The following is a 26,030-nucleotide window of genomic DNA, read 5'->3' on the forward strand; positions in this document are numbered from 1 at the left end:
ATGACCGCTCCCAAGCTGGATCGCCGTCAGGTCCTGAAACTGGAAGCCGCCGCGATGGCCGCGCTCGCCGGAGGCATGCCGGTTGCCGCAGGTGCCGCCAACCTCGTCACTGAGCGCGCCGAGAGCGAAATGAAGTGGGACAAGGCGCCGTGCCGCTTCTGCGGCACCGGCTGCAGCGTGATGGTCGCCACCAAGGACAACCGCGTCGTCGCCACCCATGGCGACATCAAGTCGGAGGTCAACCGCGGCCTCAACTGCGTCAAGGGCTATTTCCTCTCCAAGATCATGTACGGCCACGACCGCCTGACCAGGCCGATGCTGCGCAAGACGGGCGGCAAGTACGACAAGAACGGCGACTTCACCGAGGTCTCTTGGGACGAGGCTTTCGACGTGATGGCGGAGAAGTTCAAGGATGCGCTGAAAAAGCGCGGGCCGAGCGGCGTCGGCATGTTCGGCTCCGGCCAGTGGACGATCTTCGAAGGCTACGCGGCCTCAAAGCTGTTCAAGGCCGGTTTCCGTTCCAACAATATCGATCCCAATGCGCGGCATTGCATGGCCTCCGCAGCCGTCGGCTTCATGCGCACGTTCGGCATCGACGAGCCGATGGGCTGCTATGACGACATCGAGGCCGCCGACGCCTTTGTGCTGTGGGGCTCGAACATGGCTGAGATGCACCCGATCCTGTGGACTCGGGTCGCCGATCGCCGCCTCTCCGCGCCGCATGTGCGCGTTGCCGTGCTTTCCACCTTCGAGCACCGCTCGTTCGACCTCGCCGACATCGGCCTCGTGTTCAAGCCGCAGACCGATCTCTATCTGCTCAACGCGATCGCCAATCACATCGTCAAGACCGGACGGGTCAACAAGGATTTCGTGGGCAAGCACACGCTGTTCAAGCGCGGCCAGACAGATATCGGCTACGGCCTGCGGCCCGACCACCCGCTGGAGAAGAAGGCGACCGGCCGCGCCAAGGCGGGCGATGCCCAGGACATGAGCTATGACGACTACGTCAAGTTCCTCTCCGACTACACGCTGGAGAAAGCAGCCGACATGGCTGGCGTCCCGCTCAACCGGCTGGAAGCGCTCGCCGAGCTCTATGCGGATCCGAAGGTCAAGGTCATGAGCTTATGGACCATGGGCTTCAACCAGCACACCCGCGGAGTCTGGTGCAACAATCTCGTTTACAATCTGCACCTCCTCACCGGAAAGATCTCCGAACCCGGCAACAGCCCGTTCTCGCTGACCGGGCAACCATCGGCCTGCGGCACCGCCCGCGAGGTCGGCACCTTCTCGCACCGCCTGCCGGCCGACATGGTCGTGACCAACAAGGCGCATCGCGAGAAAGCCGAGCACATCTGGAAGCTTCCGGAAGGCACCATTCCCGACAAGCCCGGCTATCACGCCGTGCTGCAGAACCGGATGCTGAAGGACGGGCTGCTCAACGCCTACTGGATCCAGGTCAACAACAACCTGCAGGCCGCCGCCAACGGCAACGAGGAGACCTATCCCGGCTATCGCAACCCCGAGAATTTCATCGTGGTGTCGGACGCCTATCCGACCGTGACGGCGCTCGCCGCCGACCTGATCCTGCCGGCGGCGATGTGGGTCGAGAAGGAAGGCGCCTATGGCAATGCCGAGCGCCGCACCCATAACTGGCACCAACTGGTCTCGGCGCCGGGCGAGGCGCGCTCGGATCTCTGGCAACTCATGGAGTTCTCCAAGCGTTTCAAGGTTGAGGAGGTCTGGCCGGAAGAATTGATCGCGAAGATGCCGGAGTATCGCGGCAAGACGCTGTTCGACATCCTCTACCGCAACGGCCAGGTCGACAAATTCCCGGTCACCGACATCGAAGCCGGCTACGTCAATGACGAGGCGAAGGCCTTCGGCTTCTACGTCCAGAAGGGCCTGTTCGAGGAATATGCCTCGTTCGGCCGCGGCCACGGCCATGACCTCGCGCCGTACGACACCTATCATCAGGTGCGCGGATTGCGCTGGCCTGTCGTCAACGGCCAGGAGACCCGCTGGCGCTTCCGCGAAGGTCTCGACCCCTACGTCCAGCAAGGCACCGGCGTCCAGTTCTACGGCTTCCCCGACGGCAAGGCGCGGATCTTCGCGCTACCCTACGAGCCGCCGGCGGAATCGCCCGACAAGGATTTTCCGCTCTGGCTCTCCACTGGCCGCGTCCTGGAGCATTGGCACTCCGGCAGCATGACCCGCCGCGTTCCCGAGCTCTACCGGGCATTCCCGGAAGCCGTCTGCTTCATGCATCCCGACGACGCGGCCGAGCTGAAGCTGCGCCGCGGCGACGAGGTCAAGGTGGAATCGCGGCGCGGCTTCATCCGCGTCCGGCTCGAGACGCGCGGCCGCGACCGGCCGCCACGCGGGCTGGTGTTCGTGCCCTGGTTCGATGAATCCAAGCTCATCAACAAGGTGACGCTGGACGCGACCGATCCGCTGTCGCTGCAGACCGACTACAAGAAATGCGCCGTGCGCGTCGAGAAGGTGACGACGACATGATCGGAAAGTCCGCTATCGTTGTTCTCGCCATCGCGCTTGTTGCTGCTTCGAGCTCGATGCTCGCGCAAGGCGTCACATCCAGTCTGCGCGGTCCCGCTCCGCTCAACGAGGAGGGACCGGCGCCACCGATGACGCCGATGCGCAACACTGCGGAACGGGAGATCCGCAACTACCCGGAGCAGCCGCCGGTGATCCCGCACACGATCGACGGCTACCAAATCGACATGAACGGCAACAAATGCCTGTCCTGTCATGCCCGCGCCCGCACCGGCGAATCGCAGGCGCCGATGGTGAGCATCACCCATTTCATGGACCGCGACGGCCAGTTCCTCGCCTCGGTATCGCCGCGCCGCTACTTCTGCACGGAGTGTCACGTTCCGCAGAACGTCGCGACGCCGCCGGTGACCAATGATTTCGTCGACATCGACACCATCCTGAACCGCGCAGCACCGGGTGGCCGCCGATGAGCGACGTCGACAAGGCGCCGCCTCGCCCCGGCTTCTTCGCGCGGGCGTGGAGCTTTGCCCTCGAAATATGGGACGTGCTGATCCGGCCGAGCTCGGTGTTCGGGCTCGGCGTGCTGGTGCTCGCCGGCTTCGTCGCCGGCGTGATCTTCTGGGGCGGCTTCAACACCGCGCTGGAACTGACCAACACCGAAAAATTCTGCACCGGCTGTCACGAGATGCGCGACAACGTCTTCGCCGAACTGAAGTCCACCATTCACTTCACCAACCGCTCCGGCGTGCGCGCGACCTGCCCGGACTGCCATGTCCCGCACAACTGGACCGACAAGATCGCCCGCAAGATGCAGGCCTCCAAGGAAGTCTGGGGCCATATCTTCGGCAGCATTGACACCCGCGACAAGTTCGTCGACAACCGGCTCGAGCTCGCGCTGCATGAATGGGCGCGGTTCAAGGCCAATGATTCGCTCGAATGCCGCAACTGCCACAGCGCTGACTCGATGGACATCACCAAGCAGTCGCCGCGGGCGAGCGTGGCGCATCAACGCTTCCTGTTCACGGGCGAGAAGACCTGCATCGACTGCCACAAGGGCATCGCCCACCATCTGCCGGACATGCGCGGCGTTCCCGGCTGGCAATAGGTTTGGGTAGCCTCAGCGGCCCGGCCGGCACCTTGCGCCGGCAGCGCGAATGAGTAGGTTGAGGGGCCGAGTCGCGGCAGTATGTGCCCGCTCCTCTCCGCCCGAGACCCATGACCACCTTTACGCCGCATCAGGATTCTGCGCTGCAAGCCGTCGCCGACTGGCTCAAGGCAAAACCCGGCCGGAACGGAACACCGCCGATCTTCCGCCTGTTCGGCTATGCCGGCACCGGCAAGACCACGCTGGCACGCCACATCGCTGAAGGCGTCGACGGCGAGGTGAAGTTTGCGGCCTTCACCGGCAAGGCCGCGCTGGTGATGCGCAACAAGGGCTGCGAGAACGCCTCCACGATCCACTCCCTGATCTACCGCGCCCGCGAATCCGGCGTCGAGCAGCCGACCTTCGAATTGTGGGACGACGCGCCGGCATCGAAAGCCAAGCTGATCGTGATCGACGAGTGCTCGATGGTGGACGCCGAGCTCGGCCGCGACCTGATGTCGTTCGACTGTCCGCTGCTCGTGCTCGGCGATCCCGCGCAGCTTCCGCCAATCCAGGGCGCCGGCTTCTTCACCAATGCCGAGCCCGACGCGATGCTGACCGAGGTGCATCGCCAGGCGCAGGACGATCCGATCGTGCGGATGTCGATGGACATCCGCGAAGGCCGCGAGCTCGAGATCGGTCGCCACGGCGAGAGCGAGGTGGTGCCGCGCAACGAGCTCGATCCCGAGCGCGTCATGAACGCCGACCAGGTGCTGGTCGGCCGCAACAACACCCGCCGCGCCTACAACATGCGGATGCGACAACGGCAGAACATCGAGGATCCCTTGCCCGTCGCCGGCGACAAGCTGGTCTGCCTGCGCAACAACCGCAAGAAGGGCCTGTTCAATGGCGGGCTATGGCGGGTGAAGGCGCGCGCGCAATCGAAATCCAAGATCATCACCATGCGCGTGATGCCGGACGAGGATTTCGGCCACAAGGTCACCAAGGTCTCGGTGCGCGGCGAATGCTTCGGCGGCGCCATCGAGACCATCCCGTGGGAACAGCGCAAGCCCTATGACGAATTCGACTACGGCTACGTGCTCACCGTGCACAAGTCGCAGGGCTCGCAATGGGACGACGTCGTGCTGTTCGACGAAAGCTTCGCGTTCCAGGACAGCCGCGCCAGGTGGCTGTACACCGGCATCACCCGCGCCGCGAAGCGGCTGAGTGTGGTGGTGTAGGTATCTCCGCGCATTCAGCCCTCATCCCGAGGAGCCGCGAAAGCGGCATCTCGTGGGATGGCCGCGGGCGAGATCCGGGCCTCATGGTTCGAGACGGCGCTTCGCGCCTCCTCACCATGAGGGGCGGCAGCCGCACGAGGGCGGGTAGACAAGCGTGTGCTGCTCCATCTCCGAGCGACCAGCTTTCCCCTCATCCTGAGGAGCGCGAAGCGCGTCTCGAAGGATGAGGCCACCGGCGGCGCCGCCCTCGCATCCGCCTGCAGCGCCCTGGTTCACAGACTCGTGTCCGTCCGGCCGTAACAACCCCGTCCCCGGCCCGTATTTCCAGACATCCAGGGGAAGACCGCCCGATTTCCGAAACCCGGCTTCCGTTCTAGACTGGCCCCTACCCTCGCATCCCAAGAGGAAACCATGTCCACTCGCCCGTTCCGCCGCCTGTCGCTCGGCGCTGCCGCCCTCGGCGCGCTGGCCATCGCCTCCTTCGCCGCGGCCCCTTCGCGCGCCGCTGAAGACGCCGTGATCATTCCCACCCCCACGGCCGACGCCAAGGCCGCCGATGGCATCCAGACCGCGGTGCTCGCGGGCGGCTGCTTCTGGGGCGTGCAGGGCGTGTTCCAGCACACCGCCGGTGTCGTCAGCGCCGTCTCCGGCTATGCCGGCGGCAGCAAGGCGACCGCCGACTACAACATGGTCTCGACCGGCACGACCGGGCACGCGGAATCCGTCGAGATCAAGTACGACCCGAAGCAGGTCTCCTATGGCAAGCTGTTGCAGATCTTCTTCTCGGTCGTGCACGACCCGACGCAGTTGAACCGCCAGGGCCCGGACACCGGCACGCAGTACCGCTCGGCGATCTTCACAACCAACGACGATCAGAAGAAGGTCGCGGACGCCTATATCGCCCAGCTCAATGCCGCCAAGGTCTACAGGAAGCCGATCGTGACCAAGGTCGGTGCGCTGCAGGCGTTCTATCCGGCCGAGGCCTACCATCAGGACTACCTGACGCTGCACCCCAACCAACCCTATATTGCGTATAACGACATCCCGAAGGTCGAGAACCTGAAGAAGATCTTCGCGGAGAACTACATCGAGAAGCCGACACTGGTCGGCAACACCAAGGTCACGAATTAAGCGACCTCGCTTTCACTTCAAGGAGGTTAGATGTCCGACACCAAGACCCCAGACAAGGTCGTCAAGAGCGACGCCGAATGGCGCAAGGAATTGACGCCGATGCAGTATGCGGTGCTGCGCGAGAAGGCGACCGAGCGTCCTTTCACCGGCGAGTACGAGCACGAGCACCGCAAGGGCACCTATGTCTGCGCCGGCTGCGGCCAGACCCTGTTCGAGTCCGATGCCAAGTTCGATTCCGGCTGCGGCTGGCCGAGCTTCACGCAGCCGGCGACGGAAAGCCATATCGACGAGGAGACAGACGTCAGCCACGGCATGGTCCGCACCGAAGTGCTGTGCTCGAAATGCAGCGGCCATCTCGGCCACGTCTTCCCCGACGGCCCCGGCCCGACCGGCCTGCGCTACTGCATCAACTCGGCAGCACTGAAGCTGCAGCCGAAGTAACGGGTACTCCACCTCTCCCGCTTGCGGGAGAGGTCGCTGTGCTCGAAGAGCGCAGCGGGTGAGGGCTTTCTCCCCACGGACAGTCCCATCGCGGAAACACCCTCTCCCCAGCCCTCTCCCGCAAGCGGGAGAGGGAGCGCAGCCGATCCAATCTCATCACCTCTACGCCGCCAGCGCGCTGCGCTCCATCGCGAGCTCGGCCTCGAGACTGGCAATATCCCGATAGATCGACGCCACCGCGAGCACGCGGCCGCTTCTCTTGTACCGCACCACGCAGTCCCGCGCGGCAATATCGCCATCGACCTCGATCTCGTCCCACTTCTCGGCGTGGCCGACATAGTTGATCGGCACGTCGTAATGCTGGCTCCAGAAGAACGGCACCGCATCGTAGACCTCGCGCTGACCCAGCATGTTGCGCGCAGCTAGCTGGCCCTGGCGCTCCGCCACCACCCAGTGCTCGACGCGGATGTTCTCGCCGGAATGCGGATCCGGCCAGCGAGCAATATCGCCCGCCGCATAGATGCCGGGCTGACTGGTTTCCAGATAGGCGTTGACGGTGACGCCGCGATCGATCGCAAGTCCTGCCTTTTCCGCCAGCGCGAGGCGCGGCCGCACGCCGACGCCGATCACGACCAGATCGGCCTCGAGCACGCCGCCGCTCTGCAAGGTCGCGCGCTTGCCGTCGATCGCGGTGACGGTGTCGCCGAGATGAAAGACGACGCCGTGCTCCTCATGCAGGCTGCGGACGAAGTCGCCCATCTCAGGCCCGAGCACGCGCTCCATCGGCCGCTGCTCCAACCCGACGACGTGGACCTCGATGTCTCGCGCCCGCAACGATGCCGCGACCTCGAGCCCGATGAAACTGGCGCCGATCACGACCGCGCGGCGCGCGCCGCTCGCGGAAGCGATGATCGCACGGCAATCATCCAGCGAGCGCAAGAGATGGACATGGGGCTGGTCCGCGCCCGGGATCAGGAGACGCACCGGCTCCGCGCCGGTCGCCAATAACAACCGGTCGTAGGCAATCGCCTTGCCATCGGCGAGGACCACCTGGCGCGCCGACGGCTCGATCGACGCAGCCTTGGTCTTGAGCCGCAGATCGATCGCGGCGTCCGAATAGAAATCGTCCGGCCGCAGCGGCAGCCAATCCTCCGGTGCGCTGCCGGCAAGGTAGTCCTTCGACAGGTTCGGCCGATCGACCGGCGCTGCCGCCTCGCCGCTCAGCATCACGATGCTGCCGCGATAGTCCTGCCGCCGCAGCATCTCGGCGGCGGCAAATCCCGCCGCGCCGCCACCCACGATCACGATGCGGCCGGGCGCATCGATCACGCCCTTCACGCGGGGCTTGGGCTGCTCGACCTTCTCGCGGACGAAGATGCGCTCGCCCTCGTGCTCGACCTTCCACACCGCGAGCGCGTTCAAGGCCGGAGCGCGTGAAGCCTCGCCGGTCCGCAGATCGAAACAGGCGTGATGCCAGGGACAACGGACGCTTTCGCCGACGACGAGGCCTTCCGCGAGCGGCCCGTGATAATGGCTGCAATGGGCGTCGATCGCGAAGACGTCCGACCCTGAACGCACCAGCAGCACGTCCTCGTCGCCGACATGGCCGAGCAGGGTCGCGTCGGAGAAGTCGGCAGGCTCCACACCCTGCGACAGATCGGGACCGGAGGGCTGGGCTTGCTGGTCGGCCATGATTTCCTCCGCTTGTTTGAAACTTGGTCCCGCTTGAAGCCTATCCCGCCAGCGCCGCCTTCACCAAGCCGCTCGCCTTGGCGAAATCCATCTGCCCGGTGTACTTCGCCTTCAGCGCACCGATCACCTTGCCCATGTCCTTGACGCCGGCAGCATTGGTCTCGGCGATCGCGGCCGATATCGCGGTCTTCACCTCGTCCTCCGACATCTGCTTCGGCAGATAGGCCGAGATCACCGCGATCTCCTCGCGCTCCTGCGCGGCGAGCTCGGCGCGGCCGCCCTTGTCGTAGAGCTCGACCGCTTCCTGGCGCTGCTTGATCATCTTCTGCAGCACGCCAAGTAATTCGGCATCCGAAAGCGGCGGCTTACCCTGGCCACGCGCGTCGATATCGGCGTTCTTGATGGTCGAATTCACCATGCGCAGCGTGGAGAGTTTTCGCTCCTCCTTCGCCTTCATGGCTTCTTTCACTGCATTGTTGATGTCGTCGCGCAGCATGGCGGTATCCTTGAATGATCAAACCCCTCATCTAGGCCGTTCGTTCCGCGAGAACAACCTCAGTTCCGCAGCCACTCGACCAGTGCATCCGCCGTCGCCTCGGGCTGTTCCGGCTGCGGCAGGTGCCCGCAATTGGGCAGGATCACGAGCTTTGCGCCGGGAATGCCGTTCGCCATCTCTACCGACAGCGGATTCGGGATGGTGTGGTCCTCGTCACCGGTCAGCACCAAAGTCGGGCACTTGATCCAGGCCAGCGTCGGCCGCGAGTCGGGCCGACTGATCACCGCCGTCTGCTGGCGGATGAACCCCTCGACCCCGACATCGTCGCCCATGTCGTGGACGAGCCGGCGCAGGCTCGCATCCTCGCGCCGCGACGGATGCACGAAGCCGGGAAACAACTCATCCAGCACACCACGGAAATCGCCACTCTTGGCGCGGGCCATCATGCCTCGGCGGCGCTCGGAGGCCTCCGGCGTGTCGGGACGGGCCTGGGTGTTGATCAGCGCCAGCTTTGCCACCCGGTCCGGCGCCTGGCGCATGATCTCGAAAGCGATGTAGCCGCCCATCGAATGCCCGGCCAGCGCAAAGCGCGGCGGAGCTTCCGCCAGGATCCGGCGCGCGATCGCGCCCATATGGTCGTCGCGGATGTGGTTGGCGACCGTGACCGGCCCGAACCGCCACAACGCCGGCACGACCGGGGCAAAGATCCGCGGCGAAGAAACCAGGCCCGGGACGAGCAGGATCGGCATCGTATTGTCCATGCGGGGCTCCGAACCAGGCAATCTTGGCGGGAAACGAGGCTATGGCGGGAACCCTAGCTTAAAACCCCGGAACCGCCAGTCAAATAGGCGCAAAAACCCGTGTGAATGGACACCCTTTCGCTTTGACGCGGCAGGATGTGGGAACTATGTAAAGGGCTCATGACCACATCCGAAAACGCATCAGCCTGGCCGGACCTCAAGCCGACCGCGCTCCTCGTGCTCGCCGATGGCACCGTGCTGGAAGGCTTTGGCCTCGGCGCGGAAGGCCAGGCCGTCGGCGAAGTCTGCTTCAACACAGCCATGACCGGCTATGAGGAGATCTTGACCGATCCCTCCTATGCCGGGCAGATCATCACCTTCACCTTCCCGCATATCGGCAACGTCGGCACCAACGACGAAGACATCGAGACGGTGAACATGGCGGCAACGCCGGGCGCGCGCGGGGTGATCCTCCGCACCGCGATTTCAGATCCCTCGAACTACCGCGCCACCCGCCATCTCGATCAATGGCTGAAGGCGCGCGGCATCATCGGCCTCTCGGGCATCGACACCCGTGCGCTCACTGCGCTGATCCGCAGCAAGGGCATGCCGAACGCCGTCATCGCGCATTCGAAAGAAGGCCGGTTCGACCTGCACGGCCTCAAGGAAGAAGCGCGGGAATGGCCCGGCCTCGAAGGCATGGACCTGGTGCCGATGGTCACGTCCGGCCAGCGTTTCACCTGGGACGAGACGCCGTGGGAATGGGACAAGGGCTTTGGCCGGCAGACCCATCCCGAATTCAACGTGGTCGCGATCGACTACGGCATCAAGCGCAACATCCTGCGCCTGCTCGCCGGCGTCGGCTGCAAGGTCACGGTGGTGCCGGCAACGACTTCCGCCGAAGACATCCTGGCGATGAACCCGGACGGCGTGTTCTTGAGCAACGGCCCGGGTGATCCCGCGGCGACCGGCAAATATGCCGTGCCCGTCATCCAGAAGGTCATCGACTCCGGGACGCCGACCTTCGGCATCTGCTTAGGGCACCAGATGCTCGGCCTTGCTGTCGGCGCCAAGACCAGAAAAATGCACCAGGGCCATCATGGCGCCAATCATCCGGTGAAGGACGAGACCACCGGCAAGGTCGAGATCACCTCGATGAACCACGGCTTTGCCGTGGACCAGGCAACGCTGCCTGCGGGCGCAACGCAGACCCATGTCTCGCTGTTCGACGGCTCCAATTGCGGCATCCAGCTCGACGGCAAGCCGGTGTTCTCGGTGCAGTATCACCCGGAAGCATCACCCGGCCCGCGCGACTCGCATTATCTCTTCAAGCGCTTCGCCGACCTGATGCGCGAAAAGAGGCGCGCGTAGGAACGTAGGCGGCCAAAACGGGGTTGTAGGGTGGGCAAAGCGCAGCGTGCCCACCATCAACATTCCGCTCGCAATGGTGGGCACGCTTCGCTTTGCCCACTCTACGGGAGGCTTCCATGCCCGTCGTCAAAGCCGACGCAAAGCCGCTCACGATCGTCTTCGAAGATGACGGCCTGGTACCGAACAATCGGCTGCCGTTCCTGGTCTACAAGGCTACCGTCGAGGTCGACAACGACCACCCGGAGAAGACCATCGAAGGATTGTTCGGCGCCAATGGCTGGGGCGCGATGTGGCGCAACGGCATCTTCGATTACGTGCACTATCATTCGACCGTCCACGAAGTGCTCGGCGTCTCCCGGGGAAGCGCGCGCGTGCAGTTCGGCGGCGAGCGCGGCAAGGCGCTGGAGATCTCCGCCGGCGATGTCGCGATCCTGCCTGCCGGCACCGGGCACCAGTTGATTTCCGCAAGTGATGATTTCTGCGTGGTCGGCGCCTATCCGCCGGGACCACCGATGGAGATCACGCGGCCGACGCCCGAAAATCACGCCAAAGCGCTGAAGACGATCCCGCAGGTCGCGACACCCAAGACCGATCCGGTGATGGGCGAGAACGGGCCGCTGGTGAAGCTATGGAAGCGCGGCTGACCGTGCGGCCAAATGTCGTCGCGAGGGCGGTCGCGCGACTGAAAAAAACGGGAAGCCTGCGGGAATGCCCATCAGCGAGCACACGGCGCAACGCAACGCGGATGACCGGACTGGTTCACATTTCGCGCTTGTGCTAGATTGCTGCTCGTGGAGGTAGTCGAACAGTCGTTCTTCGACAGATGGTTCTTTAGCATTTAATTCAACAATCTGCAGGCGCCATACGGCGTCTTATGCAGCAAGTGCTGCATCCCCTCTTGCGCACGCGACGTTCCGTGCTTGAGCGCGAACACGTCGAAGTCGAAGCATCCAACAGTTGTAGAGGCCGGCCACCCCCACAAATCACGACAGCACATCAGTTGAGGAGTAGTCGACATGTTTCGAGGAATTCTGACGCTGACATTGTCTCTCTGCCTGGGCGCGGCGGCTGCGCCGACGGCGCTGGCACAAGCAGCGCCTGCAATCACCGAGCAGGAAGCACACGCCATCGCGGTGGACGCCTACATCTATTTCTACCCCATCCTGTCGATGGATGTGACGCGGAAGCAATTGACCAACGGCACGACCGGTCTCAAGGGGCCGATGAACACATTCGTCAACGTGCCCGAATATCCATCGGCGGATTTCAAAGGCGTGGTGCGCTCCAACTTCGACACGCTGTATTCCTCTTCATGGCTCGACATGACCAAGGAGCCCGTCGTGATCTCGGTGCCCGACACCGATGGGCGCTACTACCTGCTGCCAATGCTGGACATGTGGACCGATGTTTTTGCGTCGCCGGGGTGGCGAACGACGGGCACCAAGGCGGGCACCTTCCTGCTGACGCCCGCCGGCTGGCGGCCGGACCTGCGCGACAGGTTTGTCGAAGAGTTCAAGCTCCCGAAGGACACGCAACGGATCGAAGTGCCGACGCCCTATGTCTGGGTCATCGGCCGTACCAAGACGGACGGACCGGCGGACTACGATGCGGTTCACAAGATCCAGGCGGGCTACAAGGTCGCGCCGCTGTCCGAATTTGGCAAGACGCCCAAGCCCGTCGAGTTCAAGCCCGACCCGAGCGTCGACATGAAGACGCCGCCAAAGGTCCAGGTCGATACGATGACGGCCGGCGTGTATTTCGCCTATGCCGCCGAACTGCTGAAGCTTCACCCGCCGCACATCACCGATGAGCCGATCATCGCGCAGATGAAGAAGATCGGCATCGAGCCTGGCAAGAGCTTCGATATCGGCAGGATCGATCCTGTCCTGCAGCGAGCCTTCGAGACCGCCCCGCAGGACGCGCAGAAGCTGATGGCCTGGAAGGTGCCGACTCTGGCGCGGGTCGCGAATGGCTGGTCGATGAACACCGATACGATGGGTGTCTACGGCAACTACTATCTGAAGCGTGCCATCGTCGCGCAATTGGGGCTCGGGGCGAATCTGCCCGAGGACGCCATCTATCCGCTCAATCTCGGCGACGAAACCGGCAAGCCGCTCGATGGTGCAAACAAATACACCATCACGTTCGAGAAGGGCGCTGCCCCGCCGGTCAATGCATTCTGGTCGATCACGCTCTACGACACGGAAGGCTTCCAGGTCGGCAATGTGCTGAACCGCTTCGCCGTCAGCAGCTGGATGCCGTTCAAGTACAATGCGGACGGCTCGCTCGACCTGTACTTCCAGAACGAAAGCCCGGGCAAGGACAAGGAAGCCAACTGGCTTCCGGCGCCGAAGGGCCCCTTCAACCTGACCATGCGCCTCTACAGTCCGAAGTCCGAGGCGCTGACCGGAAAATGGAATCCTCCGCCCGTCGTGAAGACGCAGACAACGGTGGGATTGTCGGCACAGTAAATCCTGACGGAGCGTCGATGCTTTTCGCGTCGGTGCTCCGTGCCGAAAACGACCCGATGATGGGCGAAGATGGCCTGCTAGAGCATGATGCCATTTGGTCGAATCGGCCTGTCCGCGAGCTCGCTTCACCTCTCCCGCTTGCGGGGGAGGTCGGCGCGAAGCGCCGGGTGGGGGCTCTCTCCCCACGGATAGTCCCATCGCGGAAACACACCCCGGCCCTCCCCCGCAAGCGGGAGAGGGAGCGCAGCACGCATCCGGGAGGCAACCTGATCTAATCTCATCGTGCTCTGGTCCGGTTGTGGAAGCGAGGCTGACCGATCTCTGCGGATCATCACAGTAACTTGCGAGAACCGTGTGAGCCAGCTCACTTAACGGACTCAATCCTAGATAGACAATCGCCCGACTGCACGACGCTTCATTGTTGTTCTGCTTCTTACAAATGGGAGATTGTCATGCGTGCAAGTTACTGTCGTTGCGTCAATTGCATTACGCCCCCTCACGTTCTCAAGAAACTGCTCGACAATTCCGACACCAGGGTGCGCGACGCGGCGTTGCGCACATTGTTGGCCACCTCGCGTCTGCGCGGCGAGCGAAGCGTCCGGAGCCTTTTTGCATCGGCCGCGGCGGCCTCATCTCATGGCCGGCGCACGATCTCCGACTGCGCGAACAGCACTTTCCTCGCCGCGGCGGCGCTCGCCCGGAGCGAAGATGGTCCGGCCGCGAACGACGAAGCGGTCAATCGTGCCTTCGACGGGCTCGGCGACACACGCGCATTCTACAGCGAGGTCTTTGATCGCGACTCGCTTGATGGACAGGGCATGCGGCTCAATGCCTATGTGCACTACGGTTCGGAATACAACAACGCCTTCTGGGACGGCAGCGAGATGGTGTTCGGCGACGGCGACGGCGTGCTGTTCACCGACTTCACGAAGTCGATCGACGTCATCGCGCACGAACTGACGCATGGCGTCACCGAGTTCACCGCCGGACTGCAATATCATAACCAGCCCGGAGCGCTGAACGAGTCGATGTCCGATGTCTTTGGCTCTCTGGTCAAGCAGTGGGTCGGCAAGCAAACGGCTGTTCAGGCCGACTGGCTGATCGGGACCGATATCTTCACGCCGGCGATTGGTGCCGACGCGCTGCGGTCGCTGAAGGAGCCGGGCAAGGCCTACAACAGTCCCACCCTGGGACGTGATCCGCAGCCGGATCATATGAGCAAATACGTGAACCTGCCTGACAACGATGTTGGCGACAACGGAGGCGTGCACATCAATTCGGGCATTCCGAACAAGGCGTTCTATCTGACCGCCATCGGCATTGGCGGATTCGCATGGGAAGCGCCGGGCCATATCTGGTACGCGGCGCTGTTGGCGTCGACGGCCTCGACGGATTTTCAGGAATTCGCCGATACGACTTACCTCAAGGCCGGCCAGCTCTATGGGACGCATAGCGCCGAGCAGCAGGCGGTGCTGTCGGCCTGGAAGGACGTCGGCATCCGCATCAGCGGTGTTCAGAGCCTGGCCGGGACCGCGACGCGCATGCGTCGACAGGCGATGGCGAGCGGCAACGGGCACGACGAAGATCCGGCAGATGTCGCACGGAAGATCGAGCAGCTTTCCGGCCAGCTTGCGATGCTGACAAAGGAAGTTGCGAGCCTGAAAAGCAAGAGCAAGGCGCACTAGCCGCCGAGCGGATCGGACTTTGTCCTGGGCCTTACCGCTGGTAGGTTGGCGGACATGAAAGTCACCCTTGTCCAGCGCGGCGGTCTGGCGGCCGGCATCAATCTGCAGCGCCCGCCGCAGGTCGTCGACGCCGCGACGCTGGACGGCCCATCGGCAGCCGAACTCAAGGCGCTGGCGGACGCTGCGATCGCGGCGCCTACCGGCGCGATCGCCTCCGGAAAAGCTCGTGACGAGATGAGCTACGTGATCACCATCGAAGATCAGGGACGCGAAACCGTCCTTTCGCAATCGGATACCACGATGTCAGCCGAGTTCGCCAAGCTGCTGGCTTGGCTGCGTCGCCATCTCAAGAGCCACTAGATCGCCGCTTCGCCCGCCGGTCGGACTGGCTGCTCAAGCGGCTGGCGCGCAATACAGCCGATAAAGCGTCTGAAGGACTTCGCGGACTTCCAGGCTGGCCAGACGATAGTAGATCGTCTGCCCATCCCGTCTGGTCGCGACCAGGTCGAGCGCGCGCATCTTGCCGAGGTGCTGCGACAGCGCGGCCGAGGAAAGCCCCACGATGGCGGCCAGATCCCCGACCGACTTTTCTCCGTCGAGCAGATTGCAAAGCACCATCAACCGCTTCGCATTCGCCATCGCGGTGAGCAGGCGCGATGCCTCCTCGGCCTTCTCTTCGAGGTCGACGATGGCAGTATCCGGAATCTTGCGCCTGGCCTGATTCTTCATGCTTGATATATTAGAATTTGCGAATATAATAATCAACTGAAATTATGAGAACCTGATCCGGGCCGAGACCACCGCACTTCGGATGCAGGCTGCGCCTGAACGGGTGACGGCTATCGAAGGGAGCAATGCAGGATGCCAACCGCTTTCACGCCGATCACCGCGCTCGTGGGCGGAGCCTTGATCGGCCTTTCCGCCGTGGCGCTGATGGCGTTTACCGGTCGCATCGCGGGCGTGAGCGGCATCGCCGCCCGCCTGCTTCCGCCCTATAGTGATCGCGAATGGGCCGGTCGCTTCACCTTCGTCGCCGGACTCGTCGCCGCACCAATCATGGTGCGCGTTGCGACCGGCAGCCTTCCGCCGCAGGCCATCGAGACCGGCGGTGTCCTTCTGGTCTTGGCGGGTGTTTTGGTCGGCTTCGGTTCGGTATGGGGCAGTGGCTGCACCTCCGGCCACGGCGTCTGTGGAATATCGCGGCTCTCGCTTCGATCCATCGTGGCCACGCTCGTCTTCATGGTGACGGGATTTGCGACCACCTTCGTCATCCGGCATCTGTCGTGAGGCCCGCCATGCCTGTCCTGATCCAGTTCGTCATCGGCCTCACGTTCGGACTCGGGCTGTTGATCTCCGGCATGTCCAATCCGGCGAAAGTCCTGAACTTCCTCGATCTCGCGGCGATTCGCACGGGATCGTGGGATCCCAGTCTCATGTTCGTGATGATCGGTGCCGTTGTTGTCACCTTTCTCGGTTTCCGCCTTGTGCTGAAGTGGCCACGCCCTATCCTTGGCGGGACATTTCGTCTCCCCGCCAAGACCGACCTCGATCTTCGCGTTATCATCGGGCCGGCGATTTTCGGCGTCGGCTGGGGCATCGCCGGCTTCTGTCCCGGCCCGGCCTTCGTGGCGCTTGGCTATGGATCGTCGGCGTCGATCCTGTTCGTGATCGCCATGCTGGCCGGAATGGCTGTCGCCCGCGCGCTTGCGGACCGGCGGCCCGCGCTTGCAGGACCACTTTACGAGTAGAGGAGCAGCCCATGTCCGACATCCCGCACACGGTCAATCTCTCCGTGAAGCCAGAGGTCACCGCATTCTTCGATCCGGCGACCAACACCGTCAGCTATGTGGTCAAGGACCCCGGCTCGAAGGCCTGCGCCGTGGTCGACTCCGTGATGGACATCGATTACGCCGCCGGCCGCATCGCCTACCAGTCCGCCGACAAGATCATCGACTTCATCACGCAAGCCGGCCTCAAGCTGGAATGGCTGATCGAGACCCATGTTCACGCCGACCACCTGTCCGGCGCGCCCTATATCCAGAGCAAGCTCGGCGGCAAGATCGGCATCGGCGAGAAGATCACGGTCGTGCAGGAGACGTTCGGCAAGATCTTCAACGAGGGCACCGAATTCCAGCGCGACGGCAGCCAGTTCGACCGCCTGTTCAAGGACGGCGACACCTACCAGATCGGCGCGATGCAGGCCTTCGCGCTCTATACGCCAGGCCATACTCCGGCCTGCATGACGCATGTGATCGGTGACGCGGCCTTCGTCGGTGACACCTTGTTCATGCCGGACGGCGGCTCGGCGCGCGCGGATTTCCCGGGCGGCAACGCCCGTGACCTCTATCGTTCGATCCGGCGGATTCTGTCGCTGCCAAACGAGACCCGGCTGTTCATGTGCCACGATTACGGCCCGAACGGCCGCGAGATCCGCTGGGAGACGACGGTCGCCGAGCAGCGCGCCCACAATATCCACGTCCACGACGGAATAACGGAAGACGAATTCGTGGCCACGCGCGAAGCGCGCGACCGGACGCTGCAGATGCCCAAGCTGATCATCCCCTCTCTGCAGATCAACATGAAGGCCGGCAAGCTTCCGCCGCCGGACGCCGACGGCAAGCGATATCTGAAGGTGCCGATCAATCTGCTGTAGCAGGCAGCGCGGCGACCTGTGCGCCGCCACCAGTAATCATTGCTCCCGTCGTCGTTACGCGGAGTTCCTTTCCGGAGCATGGACATGGCTGCGCTCTCGACGGCGCAAATGGCACTCGGCTCGATTTCCGGCTCGCTGGTCGGCCTCTCGCTCGGGCTGGTCGGCGGTGGCGGATCGATCCTGGCGGTTCCTCTCGTCATCTATCTCGTCGGTGTTCCGAATCCGCATGTTGCGATCGGGACGAGCGCGGTCGCGGTGGCGGCAAACGCCGCGGTCAACCTGGCCAACCATGCTCGAGCGGGCCATGTGAAATGGCCTTGCGCGACCGTCTTTAGCGCGGCGGGCATCGCCGGCGCATTCGGCGGTTCAACCCTCGGCAAGATGCTCGATGGCCAGAAGCTTCTCCTGGTTTTCGCGCTGCTGATGCTGGTCGTGGGCGCGCTGATGTTGCGCAGGCGCGCAGATGAGGGCGACTTTGCCGTGAGGCTCGGCCGTGACAACTTTCCGGCGCTCGTCGGCTTCGGACTCGCGACGGGTGCCCTGTCGGGCTTCTTTGGAATCGGCGGCGGATTCCTGATCGTCCCTGCCCTGATGTTGGCGACCGGGATGCCGATCCTCAATGCCATCGGCTCGTCGCTCGTTGCGGTCACGGCGTTCGGGCTGACGACCGCGTTCAACTACGCCCTGTCCGGCCTGGTCGACTGGGCGCTCGTTATCGTCTTCCTGGCGGGTGGCGTGATCGGAGGCCTGATCGGGGGGAAACTGGCCAAACAGCTCTCCGACAAACGAGGTGCGCTCAACAACCTCTTCGCCGCGCTCATCTTCGCCGTTGCGATCTATATGTTGTATCGAAACTGGATGGCCCTGAGCTTTCAAGGCTAGGCGGGCTCCCGCCAATCGCACCGCATGGCCGCGTCCCGACCGATCAAGGGCCGGGACGACGGCCAGCTTGCATGCCGTTACGCCGCGTTGCTGCCTTCCTGACGGCTGGCCTCGAACAGGAACCAGGTGCGGCGCTCGGTCTCGTCGATGAAGTTCTCGAGGATGCTCGCGGTCGCAACGTCGCCGTGCTCGTCGGCGAGATTGCGCGCCTTCCGCATCGCGGCGGCGATGTGCTTGTTGTCCTCCATCAATTCGCGCAGCATCTCGCGCGGCGGCACGTAATCCTCGTTGTTGTCCTTGATGGTCTGGAGCTTGGAGACCTGGCTGATCGACTTCAGCGTGGTCCCGCCGATCTTGCGCACCCGCTCGGCGAGCTGATCGGTGGTGGCGAAGATCGCGTCCGACTGCTCGTCCAGCATCAGGTGATAATCGTGGAAGTGCCGGCCGCTGACATGCCAGTGGAAATTCTTGGTCTTCAGGTACAGCGCGAAGGCGTCCGCCAGCAGCGTATTGAGCGCCACCGAGACCTTGGTGACCGCCTCGTTGGGCAGATCGGTCGGCGTGTCGAGGTCGGGGGAAATTTTCTCGGATTTTGGATCAGGCTTGGCTTTGCTCACGTTGAACCTTCCTGTTAGGAAACCGGACACCGGCGGCCCGAACTCCCTGGTCGCCGGCCCCTCTAACGCATCATACAGATGCCGGTTCCTATGCCGGAACCCCAAGTTTTTGCCGGGCACCCTGCCGATGGACGAATGGATCGATTATTACGATTCCACGCATACGATCTATGTCAGCAAGCTGCATCGCGACCTGCATTTTCAGATCATTGCGCGGGACATCATTGCCTATATTTCCTCGCCCGACGCCGTCGTGCTCGACTATGCCTGCGGCGAAGCGCTGTCCGCGGGCGAGGTGGCGGATGCCTGCGCCAAGCTTTATCTCGCGGAGCCCGCGCCCGGCGTGCGCGGGCGGCTGATCGCGCGTTTTGCGTCCAACGGCAAGATCCAGGTGCGCTCGCTGGATGACGTGCGACAAATGGCCGAGGGCTCGATCGATCTCGTCGTCATGAATTCGGTCGCCCAATACATGACGCCGGACGAGCTGGATGCCGCCTTCGCCGTCATTCGCCGCCTGCTCAAACCCTCCGGACGCTTCGTGCTCGGCGATGTCCTGCGCCCCGAGGTCGGCATGGCGAGGGACGTCGTCGCGCTGCTCCGCTTCGGCGCCCGGCACGGCTTCCTCAGGGATGCCCTGCTCGGGCTGATCAGCACGGCGCTGTCGGACTATCGGCAATTGCGCACGCGGATCGGCCTGCAGCGTTACGGCGAGGAGGAGGTGCTGAAGAAGCTCGCGGCCGCAAGCTTCAAAGCCTCCCGCGCACCCCGCAACATCGGCCACAATCCATCGCGGATGACGTTCGTCGCGCATCACGCCTAGAGCGTTTTCGAGCGAAGTGGACGCCGGTTCGCGTGAAAACGCGTCAAAACAAGAAGCTAGAGCTTCGGTTCTGATTCAATCAGAACCAAAGCTCTAGGCACGATCACGCAACCGTTAGGGTTAATCCGGGGTAAGGATGGCTAGCGCCCGCGAAATAGGCAATGGTCGCCTCGGCCCGGTGGCGGAACGCGTCGACGCGGGAGCAGTGCATTGCTCTTTATCCTGGTTCAAATCCAGGCCGGGCCTCCAACCTTCGTCACTCCGGCAGCTTCGGCTCGGCAAGCCGGTCAGTTGGCAGCGACCGCTTCGCACTCCGGAAATTGCAGCCGCTCGGCATCGCGCGCGGCCGATGCGATGATCACATCGAGCAGACCGGGAAAGCGCGAGTCGAGATCCGCGCGACGCAGCCTCATATAGCGCGTGGTGCCGACGATGCGGGTCTGCACCAGGCCGGCCTCGCGCAACTTCGCAAAATGATAGGCCAGGTTCGACTTGCCGCTGAAGGCATTGAAATCGCCACAGCGCAGCTCAGTGTTCGCGGAATCGTATTTCGCCAGATTGTAGACGATCGCGAGCCGCGTCGGATCGCTCAGACAGTCCAACACCATCGGCAGTTCAAGTTGATCCCGCGTGGGGTGTAAGGGCGTTCGGCTCATGAACCGAACATAGCCACGTAGATTCTTTGTTGCAATGTTCAATAATGATTGAACCAATTGACATTCGCTACAGCGTCGTCGATAGTTCAATAAACATTGAACATCGGAGATCATTATGAGCGTGTTCTGGCTGGCGCTCGCGGCCTTTGCGATTGGCACGGAAGTCTTTGTGATTGCTGGACTTTTACCGAGCATCGCCAGTGACATTCAGATCTCGGTGGCGGCAGCCGGGCAATTGGTGACGGCCTATGCCCTCGCCTATGCGATCGGCTCGCCGATCCTGGCCGTGGTCTTCAACAATTTCGATCGCCGGAATGCGCTGACGCTGGCGCTCTCCTGTTTCATCGCCGGCAATCTGGTGGCCGTATTCGCCTTTGGGTTTTCGATGCTGCTGGCCTCGCGCGTGCTGATGGCGCTCGGCGCCGGGCTGTGCATGCCGACGGCTCTGGGCGTGGCGGCTGCCGTCGCCTCTCCCGAACGCCGCGGCCGGGCGGTTGCGCTCGTCACCTCAGGTATCACGGTCGCAACCGTGGTCGGCGTCCCCTTGGGCACCATGATCGGACACCAGTTCGGCTGGCGCGCGACCTTTGTCATGGTCGCGATCCTGGGCGCGGTCGCGCTGGCCGGCCTGCTGTTCGGGTTGCCGCGCGGCCTGCCGAGCAGCACCGCGACTCTCAGCGAGCGGCTCGCCATCGCGCGTCACAGCGCCGTCCTCTATGCGCTCGGAACCACCGTGCTGTGGGCGCTCGGGGGTTTCACCGTCTTCACCTATCTCTCGGTCCCGCTGCAGCAGCTCGGGTTCGGCGCCTCGGATATCAGCCTCACGCTGCTGGTGTTCGGCTCGGCGGCCGCGATCGGCAACATGGTCGGCGGCACGCTGGCGGATCGATTTGGCACAACGCCAACTTCGGCGCTTGGGCTTGCCGGCATGTCGATGGCGCTGGTTCTGCTGTCAGTCGCACTGAAGACCGCCACCCCCGAATCGGCGCGCTACATCGTGCTTCTGCTCGTGTTCTGCTGGGCAATCTCGGGATGGGCATTCTATCCCGCCCAGATCGCCAGCATCATCCGGATCGAGCCCCACGCCTCGATGATCGCGGTCTCGCTGAACGCCTCCAGCATGTATCTCGGCTTCGCTCTTGGCGGGGCAGTCGGCGGGGTCGTGCTATCGGCGTTTGGACCGACCGACCTCGGCTGGGTCGGCGGCGGCAGCGTCGCCGCGGCACTTGCGGTGCTGTGGCGGCGCGCCAGGCAGGAACGGCTCAGACCATACAAAATTGCCGGTTGACGGGGACTTTTTCGGGGTTTCGCAGGCCAAAAATCTGGTCTAAAGACCACCCGCGCGCGAGGGCATCCCTCACGCTGTGGCGATAGGGACGCGCGGTAGCGCGCCCTTTTTTTGTGCCGAAATTCCTTCTTCCGCGAGAGCCGATGCCCAAACGAACCGACATCTCCACCATCCTGATCATCGGCGCCGGTCCCATCGTGATCGGCCAGGCCTGCGAATTCGATTATTCCGGCACCCAGGCGGTGAAGACACTGAAGGAAGAGGGCTACCGCATCGTCCTGGTCAACTCCAATCCGGCGACGATCATGACTGATCCGGAACTCGCGGACGCGACCTATATCGAACCGATCACGCCCGAAATCGTCGCCAAGATCATCGAGAAGGAGCGGCACGTCATTCCCGGCGGCTTTGCGCTGCTGCCGACCATGGGCGGCCAGACCGCGCTGAACTGCGCGCTGTCGCTGCGCCGCCAGGGCACGCTGGAGAAGTTCGACGTCGAGATGATCGGCGCCACGGCCGACGCCATCGACAAGGCCGAGGACCGTGGCCGCTTCCGCGAGGCGATGACCAAGATCGGCCTGGAGACGCCGCGCTCGACCCAGACCAAGACCCTGCCGGACGCGCTGCGCGCGCTCGACCATATCGGCCTGCCCGCCATCATCCGCCCGTCCTTCACCATGGGCGGCACCGGCGGCGGCATCGCCTACACCAAGGCGGAATTCATCGAGATCGTCGAGCGCGGCATCGACGCCTCCCCCACCGACGAAGTCCTGATCGAGGAAAGCGTCCTCGGCTGGAAGGAATTCGAGATGGAGGTGGTGCGCGACAAGAAAGACAACTGCATCATCATCTGCTCGATCGAGAACCTCGATCCGATGGGCGTGCACACCGGCGATTCCATCACCATCGCGCCGGCGCTGACGCTGACCGACAAGGAATACCAGGTCATGCGCGACGCCTCGCTGGCGGTGCTGCGCGAGATCGGGGTCGAGACCGGCGGCTCCAACGTGCAGTTCGGCATCAACCCCGCCGACGGCCGCATGGTCGTGATCGAAATGAATCCGCGCGTGTCGCGCTCCTCCGCGCTCGCCTCGAAGGCGACCGGCTTTCCGATCGCAAAAGTCGCGGCCAAGCTCGCGGTCGGCTACACGCTGGACGAGATCGCCAACGACATCACCGGCGGCGCGACGCCGGCCTCGTTCGAGCCGACGATCGATTATGTCGTGACCAAGATCCCGCGCTTCGCGTTCGAGAAGTTTCCGGGCGCCTCCGCTACGCTGACCACCTCGATGAAATCCGTCGGCGAGGTGATGGCGATCGGCCGCACCTTCCAGGAGAGCCTGCAGAAGGCGCTGCGCGGACTGGAGACGGGGCTGACCGGCCTCGACGAGATCGAGATCGAGGGCCTCGGCCAGGGCGACGACAAGAACGCAATCCGCGCCGCACTCGGCACGCCGACGCCGAACCGTCTGCTGCAGGTGGCGCAGGCGATGCGGCTCGGCTGGTCGAATGATGAGATCTTCAATTCCTGCAAGATCGATCCCTGGTTCCTCAGCGAACTGCGCGGCATCGTCGAGATGGAAGCCAAGGTCCGCGAGCACGGCCTGCCGCCGAACGGCTACGGCATGCGCATGCTGAAGGCGATGGGCTTTTCGGACGCGCGGCTCGCCGTGCTGACCGAGACCACGGAAGCCGAGATCACCGCCAAGCGCCACGCGCTCGGCGTCCGCCCGGTGTTCAAGCGCATCGACACCTGCGCCGCCGAATTCGCCTCGCCCACGGCGTATATGTACTCGACCTATGAGGCGCCGTTCGCAGGTCTCGCGGCCGACGAGAGCGCGCCGTCGGACAAGAAGAAGGTCGTCATCCTCGGCGGCGGGCCGAACCGCATCGGCCAGGGCATCGAGTTCGACTATTGCTGCTGCCATGCCTGCTTCGCGCTCGATGATGCCGGGTACGAGACCATCATGGTCAATTGCAATCCGGAGACGGTGTCGACCGACTATGACACCGCCGATCGGCTCTATTTCGAGCCGCTCACCGCCGAGGACGTGCTCGAGATCATCGCGACCGAACGCAAGAACGGCACGCTGCACGGCGTGATCGTGCAGTTCGGCGGCCAGACCCCGCTGAAGCTCGCGCGCGCGCTGGAGGCCGCCGAAGTGCCGATCCTCGGCACCTCGCCCGATGCGATCGATCTTGCTGAGGACCGCGACCGCTTCAAGCGCGTGCTGGACAAGCTCCGCCTCAAGCAGCCGAAGAACGGCATCGCCTATTCGGTCGAGCAGGCGCGCCTGGTGTCCGCCGATCTCGGCATGCCGCTGGTGGTGCGCCCGTCCTACGTGCTCGGCGGCCGCGCGATGCAGATCATCCGCGACGAGAACCAGCTTGCCGACTACCTGCTCGGGACGCTGCCCGAGCTGGTGCCGGGCGACGTCAAGGCGCGCTACCCGAACGACAAGACCGGGCAGATCAATACCGTGCTCGGCAAGAACCCGCTGCTGTTCGACCGCTATCTCTCTGACGCGACCGAGGTCGATGTCGACTGCCTCTGCGACGGCGAGGAAGTCTTCATCGTCGGCATCATGGAGCATATCGAGGAAGCCGGCATCCACTCCGGCGATTCCGCCTGCTCGCTGCCGCCGCACTCGCTCGATGCCAAGACGATCGAGGAGCTCGAGCGGCAGACCCGCGAGCTCGCGCTCGGCCTCGACGTGGTCGGGCTGATGAACGTGCAATATGCGATCAAGAACGGCGATATTTACGTGCTCGAGGTCAATCCGCGCGCCTCGCGCACGGTGCCGTTCGTCGCCAAGGTGATCGGCACGCCGGTCGCGAAGATCGCCGCGCGCATCATGGCCGGCGAGAAGCTCGCCGACTTCAAGCTCAAGAAGAAGAAGCTCGAGCATGTCGGCGTGAAGGAATCGGTGTTTCCCTTCGCGCGCTTCCCCGGCGTCGACACCGTGCTCGGGCCGGAGATGCGCTCGACCGGCGAGGTCATGGGCATCGACCGCTCCTTCGAAGTCGCCTTTGCCAAGAGCCAGCTCGGCGGCGGCACGCGCGTACCGCGCAAGGGCACGGTATTCGTCTCGGTGCGCGAGACCGACAAGAACCGCATCACCGATGCGGTGAGATTGCTGCATGGGCTCGGCTTCAAGGTGATGGCGACGTCGGGCACGCAGCGCTTCCTCACCGACAAGGGCGTGCCGGCCGAGAAGGTGAACAAGGTGCTGGAAGGCCGGCCACACATCGTCGACGCCATCACCAATGGCGACGTCCAGTTGGTGTTCAATACCACCGAAGGTCCACAGGCACTCGCCGACAGCCGTTCTCTGCGGCGCGCTGCCCTCTTGCATAAAGTGCCGTATTACACCACTCTTTCAGGCGCTGTGGCGGCGGCCCAGGGCATCCGCGCCTATCGGGACGGGGACCTTGAGGTCCGGACGCTGCAGAGTTACTTTTCCGAATACTGACCGTCAGCTTCGGCCCAAGATCCGCTCCCAGGCCCCGCTAAACGGTTGGTAATGAAGCCGATACGGCTGGAACTCACCGCCCGTTTGGATGTTGTCTCGGCCCTTCAGGGGCCGAGAATCACTAAGCGGGCGGGCTGGCGTTTTGAGCCGTGACGGCCCTAAGTCCAGCGCAACCGAAGCAACGCCTCCCCGCGCGCCGCTGCGGTTCGCCCCGATTTGAAGGATGAGAGATGATGGAAAAGGTTCCGATGACCGCGACCGGATATGCGGCTCTCACGGACGAATTGAAGCACCGCCAGTCGGTGGATCGTCCGCGCATCATCGAGCACATCGCCGAGGCGCGATCACATGGCGACCTCTCGGAAAACGCGGAATATCACGCCGCGAAGGAAGAGCAGTCCCATAATGAGGGCCGCATTGCGGAGCTCGAGGACAAGCTCGCGCGCGCGGACGTCATCGACATTAACAAGCTCTCGGGCGACACCATCAAGTTCGGCGCCACCGTCACGCTGGTCGATGAGGACACCGAGAAGAAAGCGGTGTGGCAGATCGTTGGCGAAGTCGAGGCCGACGCCAAGAAGGGCCGCATCTCCATCACCTCGCCGCTTGCGCGCGCGCTGATCGGCAAGACCAAGGGCACGACCGTGGAAGTGATGGCGCCCGGCGGCGCCAAGGCCTACGAGATCACCAAGGTCGAGTGGCGCTAGATTTCTTCCACTTCGAATCTGCAAAAGAGCCGCGTTTCTCGACGCGGCCTTTTTGTTGGCTGGGCCCGCGC

Annotated in this window: 25 protein-coding genes and 1 tRNA gene; 20 read left to right on the forward strand and 6 right to left on the reverse strand. The window is 63.7% G+C overall.

Translation table 11 applies throughout. From position 1 onward, the window contains the following. The 6 genes from napA (at position 1) to msrB (ending at position 6,408) form a co-directional block, all read left to right on the forward strand. Positions 1-2,514: a periplasmic nitrate reductase subunit alpha gene (napA, locus tag ACVJGD_RS20775; protein WP_456636088.1), complete on the forward strand. Its 2,514-nt coding sequence runs from the start codon at positions 1-3 to the stop codon at positions 2,512-2,514. Next, the gene (locus ACVJGD_RS20780) at positions 2,511-2,981 is read left to right on the forward strand and encodes a nitrate reductase cytochrome c-type subunit (protein WP_456636089.1); all 471 of its coding nucleotides are present in this window, start codon (positions 2,511-2,513) and stop codon (positions 2,979-2,981) included. Before napA ends, ACVJGD_RS20780 begins: the two co-directional genes overlap by 4 nt. Then, positions 2,978-3,616: a NapC/NirT family cytochrome c gene (locus ACVJGD_RS20785; RefSeq protein WP_456636090.1), complete on the forward strand. Its 639-nt coding sequence runs from the start codon at positions 2,978-2,980 to the stop codon at positions 3,614-3,616. Before ACVJGD_RS20780 ends, ACVJGD_RS20785 begins: the two co-directional genes overlap by 4 nt. Before the next feature lie 110 nt (positions 3,617-3,726). Next, positions 3,727-4,836, forward strand: coding sequence for an ATP-dependent DNA helicase (locus ACVJGD_RS20790; protein WP_456636091.1), 1,110 nt, complete (start codon positions 3,727-3,729; stop codon positions 4,834-4,836). A 411-nt stretch (positions 4,837-5,247) separates the two neighbouring features. Further along, positions 5,248-5,967, forward strand: coding sequence for a peptide-methionine (S)-S-oxide reductase MsrA (gene msrA, locus ACVJGD_RS20795; RefSeq protein ID WP_456636092.1), 720 nt, complete (start codon positions 5,248-5,250; stop codon positions 5,965-5,967). 30 nt (positions 5,968-5,997) lie between these two features. Next, positions 5,998-6,408 carry a peptide-methionine (R)-S-oxide reductase MsrB gene (gene msrB / locus ACVJGD_RS20800; RefSeq protein WP_456636093.1) on the forward strand — a complete coding sequence of 137 codons (411 nt, stop codon included), beginning with the start codon at positions 5,998-6,000 and terminating at the stop codon, positions 6,406-6,408. A 162-nt stretch (positions 6,409-6,570) separates the two neighbouring features. Here the strand turns inward: msrB and ACVJGD_RS20805 are convergent, their stop codons facing one another. Genes ACVJGD_RS20805 through ACVJGD_RS20815 form a run of 3 tightly spaced genes read right to left on the reverse strand, consistent with a single transcriptional unit; the run spans position 6,571 to position 9,357 of the window. Then, complete coding sequence (locus ACVJGD_RS20805; RefSeq protein ID WP_456636094.1) at positions 6,571-8,100, reverse strand: FAD-dependent oxidoreductase; 1,530 nt, start codon at positions 8,098-8,100, stop codon at positions 6,571-6,573. 40 nt (positions 8,101-8,140) lie between these two features. Continuing rightward, the gene (locus tag ACVJGD_RS20810) at positions 8,141-8,596 is read right to left on the reverse strand and encodes a GatB/YqeY domain-containing protein (RefSeq protein WP_454631959.1); all 456 of its coding nucleotides are present in this window, start codon (positions 8,594-8,596) and stop codon (positions 8,141-8,143) included. Between the two features lie 59 nt (positions 8,597-8,655). Beyond that, complete coding sequence (locus ACVJGD_RS20815; RefSeq protein ID WP_456636095.1) at positions 8,656-9,357, reverse strand: alpha/beta fold hydrolase; 702 nt, start codon at positions 9,355-9,357, stop codon at positions 8,656-8,658. A gap of 159 nt (positions 9,358-9,516) precedes the next feature. Between ACVJGD_RS20815 and carA the strand changes: the two genes are divergently transcribed. From carA to ACVJGD_RS20840, 5 genes are all read left to right on the forward strand, one after another. Continuing rightward, on the forward strand, positions 9,517-10,707 hold the full coding sequence (gene carA / locus ACVJGD_RS20820; RefSeq protein ID WP_456636096.1) for a glutamine-hydrolyzing carbamoyl-phosphate synthase small subunit: 1,191 nt from the start codon (positions 9,517-9,519) through the stop codon (positions 10,705-10,707). 116 nt (positions 10,708-10,823) lie between these two features. After that, complete coding sequence (locus tag ACVJGD_RS20825) at positions 10,824-11,351, forward strand: cupin domain-containing protein (protein WP_456636097.1); 528 nt, start codon at positions 10,824-10,826, stop codon at positions 11,349-11,351. 372 nt (positions 11,352-11,723) lie between these two features. After that, complete coding sequence (locus tag ACVJGD_RS20830; RefSeq protein ID WP_456636098.1) at positions 11,724-13,178, forward strand: DUF1254 domain-containing protein; 1,455 nt, start codon at positions 11,724-11,726, stop codon at positions 13,176-13,178. Positions 13,179-13,630: 452 nt separating this feature from the next. Beyond that, the gene (locus ACVJGD_RS20835) at positions 13,631-14,863 is read left to right on the forward strand and encodes a M4 family metallopeptidase (protein WP_456636099.1); all 1,233 of its coding nucleotides are present in this window, start codon (positions 13,631-13,633) and stop codon (positions 14,861-14,863) included. A 54-nt stretch (positions 14,864-14,917) separates the two neighbouring features. Next, positions 14,918-15,223 carry a protealysin inhibitor emfourin gene (locus tag ACVJGD_RS20840; protein ID WP_456636100.1) on the forward strand — a complete coding sequence of 102 codons (306 nt, stop codon included), beginning with the start codon at positions 14,918-14,920 and terminating at the stop codon, positions 15,221-15,223. A gap of 33 nt (positions 15,224-15,256) precedes the next feature. Here the strand turns inward: ACVJGD_RS20840 and ACVJGD_RS20845 are convergent, their stop codons facing one another. Next, positions 15,257-15,592, reverse strand: a complete 336-nt coding sequence (locus ACVJGD_RS20845) for an ArsR/SmtB family transcription factor (protein WP_456636101.1) — start codon at positions 15,590-15,592, stop codon at positions 15,257-15,259. A 132-nt stretch (positions 15,593-15,724) separates the two neighbouring features. On the opposite strand from ACVJGD_RS20845, the gene ACVJGD_RS20850 reads away from it, so the two are divergent. The 4 genes from ACVJGD_RS20850 to ACVJGD_RS20865 all read left to right on the forward strand — a co-directional run bounded on the left by ACVJGD_RS20850 (position 15,725) and on the right by ACVJGD_RS20865 (position 18,398). Continuing rightward, the gene (locus tag ACVJGD_RS20850; RefSeq protein WP_456636102.1) at positions 15,725-16,150 is read left to right on the forward strand and encodes a YeeE/YedE family protein; all 426 of its coding nucleotides are present in this window, start codon (positions 15,725-15,727) and stop codon (positions 16,148-16,150) included. An 8-nt stretch (positions 16,151-16,158) separates the two neighbouring features. Next, the gene (locus tag ACVJGD_RS20855; protein ID WP_456636103.1) at positions 16,159-16,611 is read left to right on the forward strand and encodes a DUF6691 family protein; all 453 of its coding nucleotides are present in this window, start codon (positions 16,159-16,161) and stop codon (positions 16,609-16,611) included. Between the two features lie 11 nt (positions 16,612-16,622). Then, the gene (locus ACVJGD_RS20860) at positions 16,623-17,516 is read left to right on the forward strand and encodes an MBL fold metallo-hydrolase (RefSeq protein ID WP_456636104.1); all 894 of its coding nucleotides are present in this window, start codon (positions 16,623-16,625) and stop codon (positions 17,514-17,516) included. 84 nt (positions 17,517-17,600) lie between these two features. Beyond that, a complete protein-coding gene (locus tag ACVJGD_RS20865; protein ID WP_456636105.1) occupies positions 17,601-18,398 on the forward strand; it encodes a sulfite exporter TauE/SafE family protein in 798 nt (265 codons plus the stop codon). Between the two features lie 77 nt (positions 18,399-18,475). On the opposite strand, the gene ACVJGD_RS20870 is transcribed toward ACVJGD_RS20865, so the two are convergent. Continuing rightward, the gene (locus ACVJGD_RS20870; protein ID WP_456636106.1) at positions 18,476-19,015 is read right to left on the reverse strand and encodes a Dps family protein; all 540 of its coding nucleotides are present in this window, start codon (positions 19,013-19,015) and stop codon (positions 18,476-18,478) included. 127 nt (positions 19,016-19,142) lie between these two features. Between ACVJGD_RS20870 and ACVJGD_RS20875 the strand changes: the two genes are divergently transcribed. Beyond that, positions 19,143-19,835, forward strand: coding sequence for a methyltransferase domain-containing protein (locus ACVJGD_RS20875; RefSeq protein WP_456640320.1), 693 nt, complete (start codon positions 19,143-19,145; stop codon positions 19,833-19,835). Positions 19,836-20,007: 172 nt separating this feature from the next. After that, a tRNA-Ala gene (locus ACVJGD_RS20880) sits at positions 20,008-20,084 on the forward strand. Positions 20,085-20,122: 38 nt separating this feature from the next. Here the strand turns inward: ACVJGD_RS20880 and ACVJGD_RS20885 are convergent. After that, a complete protein-coding gene (locus ACVJGD_RS20885) occupies positions 20,123-20,491 on the reverse strand; it encodes an ArsR/SmtB family transcription factor (protein WP_456640321.1) in 369 nt (122 codons plus the stop codon). Between the two features lie 115 nt (positions 20,492-20,606). Between ACVJGD_RS20885 and ACVJGD_RS20890 the strand changes: the two genes are divergently transcribed. From ACVJGD_RS20890 to greA, 3 genes are all read left to right on the forward strand, one after another. Beyond that, positions 20,607-21,779, forward strand: a complete 1,173-nt coding sequence (locus ACVJGD_RS20890; protein ID WP_456636107.1) for an MFS transporter — start codon at positions 20,607-20,609, stop codon at positions 21,777-21,779. A gap of 143 nt (positions 21,780-21,922) precedes the next feature. After that, positions 21,923-25,252: a carbamoyl-phosphate synthase large subunit gene (gene carB, locus ACVJGD_RS20895; protein ID WP_456636108.1), complete on the forward strand. Its 3,330-nt coding sequence runs from the start codon at positions 21,923-21,925 to the stop codon at positions 25,250-25,252. A 233-nt stretch (positions 25,253-25,485) separates the two neighbouring features. Further along, complete coding sequence (greA, locus tag ACVJGD_RS20900) at positions 25,486-25,959, forward strand: transcription elongation factor GreA (protein WP_456640322.1); 474 nt, start codon at positions 25,486-25,488, stop codon at positions 25,957-25,959. Positions 25,960-26,030 lie beyond the last annotated feature (71 nt).

The organism is Bradyrhizobium sp. USDA 10063, assembly GCF_054063735.1.

Coding starts and splice junctions, on each gene's coding strand:
- napA (WP_456636088.1), top strand. CDS start 1: ATGACCGCTCCCAAGCTGGATCGCCGTCAGGTCCTGAAACTGGAAGCC.
- ACVJGD_RS20780 (WP_456636089.1), top strand. CDS start 2,511: ATGATCGGAAAGTCCGCTATCGTTGTTCTCGCCATCGCGCTTGTTGCT.
- ACVJGD_RS20785 (WP_456636090.1), top strand. CDS start 2,978: ATGAGCGACGTCGACAAGGCGCCGCCTCGCCCCGGCTTCTTCGCGCGG.
- ACVJGD_RS20790 (WP_456636091.1), top strand. CDS start 3,727: ATGACCACCTTTACGCCGCATCAGGATTCTGCGCTGCAAGCCGTCGCC.
- msrA (WP_456636092.1), top strand. CDS start 5,248: ATGTCCACTCGCCCGTTCCGCCGCCTGTCGCTCGGCGCTGCCGCCCTC.
- msrB (WP_456636093.1), top strand. CDS start 5,998: ATGTCCGACACCAAGACCCCAGACAAGGTCGTCAAGAGCGACGCCGAA.
- ACVJGD_RS20805 (WP_456636094.1), bottom strand. CDS start 8,100: ATGGCCGACCAGCAAGCCCAGCCCTCCGGTCCCGATCTGTCGCAGGGT.
- ACVJGD_RS20810 (WP_454631959.1), bottom strand. CDS start 8,596: ATGCTGCGCGACGACATCAACAATGCAGTGAAAGAAGCCATGAAGGCG.
- ACVJGD_RS20815 (WP_456636095.1), bottom strand. CDS start 9,357: ATGGACAATACGATGCCGATCCTGCTCGTCCCGGGCCTGGTTTCTTCG.
- carA (WP_456636096.1), top strand. CDS start 9,517: ATGACCACATCCGAAAACGCATCAGCCTGGCCGGACCTCAAGCCGACC.
- ACVJGD_RS20825 (WP_456636097.1), top strand. CDS start 10,824: ATGCCCGTCGTCAAAGCCGACGCAAAGCCGCTCACGATCGTCTTCGAA.
- ACVJGD_RS20830 (WP_456636098.1), top strand. CDS start 11,724: ATGTTTCGAGGAATTCTGACGCTGACATTGTCTCTCTGCCTGGGCGCG.
- ACVJGD_RS20835 (WP_456636099.1), top strand. CDS start 13,631: ATGCGTGCAAGTTACTGTCGTTGCGTCAATTGCATTACGCCCCCTCAC.
- ACVJGD_RS20840 (WP_456636100.1), top strand. CDS start 14,918: ATGAAAGTCACCCTTGTCCAGCGCGGCGGTCTGGCGGCCGGCATCAAT.
- ACVJGD_RS20845 (WP_456636101.1), bottom strand. CDS start 15,592: ATGAAGAATCAGGCCAGGCGCAAGATTCCGGATACTGCCATCGTCGAC.
- ACVJGD_RS20850 (WP_456636102.1), top strand. CDS start 15,725: ATGCCAACCGCTTTCACGCCGATCACCGCGCTCGTGGGCGGAGCCTTG.
- ACVJGD_RS20855 (WP_456636103.1), top strand. CDS start 16,159: ATGCCTGTCCTGATCCAGTTCGTCATCGGCCTCACGTTCGGACTCGGG.
- ACVJGD_RS20860 (WP_456636104.1), top strand. CDS start 16,623: ATGTCCGACATCCCGCACACGGTCAATCTCTCCGTGAAGCCAGAGGTC.
- ACVJGD_RS20865 (WP_456636105.1), top strand. CDS start 17,601: ATGGCTGCGCTCTCGACGGCGCAAATGGCACTCGGCTCGATTTCCGGC.
- ACVJGD_RS20875 (WP_456640320.1), top strand. CDS start 19,143: ATGGACGAATGGATCGATTATTACGATTCCACGCATACGATCTATGTC.
- ACVJGD_RS20885 (WP_456640321.1), bottom strand. CDS start 20,491: ATGAGCCGAACGCCCTTACACCCCACGCGGGATCAACTTGAACTGCCG.
- ACVJGD_RS20890 (WP_456636107.1), top strand. CDS start 20,607: ATGAGCGTGTTCTGGCTGGCGCTCGCGGCCTTTGCGATTGGCACGGAA.
- carB (WP_456636108.1), top strand. CDS start 21,923: ATGCCCAAACGAACCGACATCTCCACCATCCTGATCATCGGCGCCGGT.
- greA (WP_456640322.1), top strand. CDS start 25,486: ATGGAAAAGGTTCCGATGACCGCGACCGGATATGCGGCTCTCACGGAC.